At 76.5% G+C, this 1,805-nt stretch carries 1 protein-coding gene; it reads right to left on the bottom strand.

What is annotated here, in order from left to right:
- Positions 1-1,805: ATP-binding protein (locus tag ABD296_RS49240; protein WP_407061592.1), on the bottom strand; the 1,805-nt coding region annotated here is incomplete at both ends.

Raw genomic sequence — 1,805 nt, 5'->3', positions numbered from 1 at the left:
GGCGCCGGTGGCGCGGGCGCCGGCGAGCCCTTCGAGGTGCACGTCCTGCGCGGCCTCGGCGTCCGCGCGCTGTTCCGCGATGTAGCCGAGCTGGACGTGCAGGAACGCGATCCCGGCCGTCCCGCCGATCCCGTGCAGCCAGCCGAGGGAGGCGCGCAGGTGCCGTTCGGCGGCGTCGAGGTCGCCGCGCGCCCGCGCCACCAGGCCGAGCCCGGCCTCGGCGAACTCCTCGGCGGACCGCGCGGCCTGCCGGGTGGCGGTCCGCAGCGCCCGTTCGTGCAGGTCCTGGGCCTCGTCGAGGGCGCCGGTCAGCAGCGCGAGGCGGCCGAGCCCGGCGGTGCGGAACGCCACCTCGGGCCACATCCCGAGGTCCTCGGCGAGCCGGAGGCCGGCGCGGTGGTGGCCGGCGGCCCTCGCGTAGTCGCCGGTGACCTCGGCGTGGCGGCTGAGCGCGTCGGTCGCCTCCAGCCGTCCCCACGCGTCGTCCAGCGCGGTGAAGAGGTCCATGCTCTCGGTGCCGTCGCGTCTCATGGACTCCAGACCGCCGTGCACGATGGCGAACTTGGCGCGGGTCGCCAGCGCGGCCGCCGTGTACCAGTAATCGGCGCGCGCGCGGAACACGGTGAGGGCGTGCTCCACGCGCGCCTGGTTCGCGGCGATGTCGCCATAGGCCCAGTGGACGTGGCTGACGAACCACTCGGCTCGCGCATAGGCGAAGGTGTCCTGATCCTCGTAGCGCTCAAGGGCGCTAACGCGCAGGCGCTCGGAATCGGTGGTCTCGCCGGACAGCATGGTGAAACCCGCGAGCCACGTCTCGGCCTCTACGCGCCCAGGCGCCGCAGTGCCGGAGGCCGCCAGCGCGTCCTTGAAAGCGGCCCGCGCCTCTCCGAACCGCCCGCGCAGGTACCAGTACCAACCCAGCGCGTTCACCAGCGGCAGCCCGCCGCCCTCGCCAAGAGCGGCAGTCAGGTTGGCGCCCTCCTGATCGAGTCGCTCCAGCCATTCGTGCTGCTCGGGCCCGCGCAACCGGCCGGCCGCCTCCCGCGCCAGATCGGTGTAGTACCGGACGTGGCGCCGCCGCAGGTCGGCCTCCTCACCGGCCTCGCGCAGCCGGCCCAGCCCGTACGCGGCGACCGACTCCAGCAGGCGGTAGCGGCCGTCCCGCGTCCGCACGACGAGGGAGCGGTCGACGAGCCGCGCCAGGACGCCGGCGTCGGCGCCGCACACCTCCTCGGCGGCGGCGAGCGTGCAGCCGCCCGCGTGGACGGCGAGGCGCCGCAGCACGGCCCGCTCGTCCTCGCCGAGCAGCTCCCAGCTCCAGTCGATCACCGCGCGCAGCGTCCGCTGCCGCTCCGGGCCGCCGCGCCGGCCGTCCGCCAGCACGCCGAACCGGTCGTCCAGCCGCGCCGCCAGCTCCCGCACCCCGAACGCCCGGACGCGCGCCGCCGCCAGCTCCAGCGCCAGCGGCATCCCGTCCAGCCGCCGGCAGATCGACGCGACCCACGGCGCGGACGCCTCGTCCAGGACGAACCCCGGGTCCGCCGCGGCGGCGCGCGCCGCGAACAGCCGGACCGCGCCGGACTCCGCCAGCGCGTCCGGCGCCGTGGACGGTCCGGGCAGATCGAGCGGCGGGACGACCATCAGCCGCTCGCCGGGCAGGCCCAGCGGCTCGCGCGAGGTCGCGAGGATCCGCAGGCCCGGCGCCGCGGCGAGCAGCCGTCCGGCCAGGTCGGCGGCCTCGTCGATCACGTGCTCGCAGTTGTCCAGGACCTTCAGCGGCCGCCGCCCGCGCAGCGCGTCGCTGT

Source organism: Actinomadura napierensis (assembly GCF_039529375.1).
GTDB classification, from domain to species: domain Bacteria; phylum Actinomycetota; class Actinomycetes; order Streptosporangiales; family Streptosporangiaceae; genus Spirillospora; species Spirillospora napierensis.
This window is presented reverse-complemented; position numbering and strand designations above follow the sequence as displayed.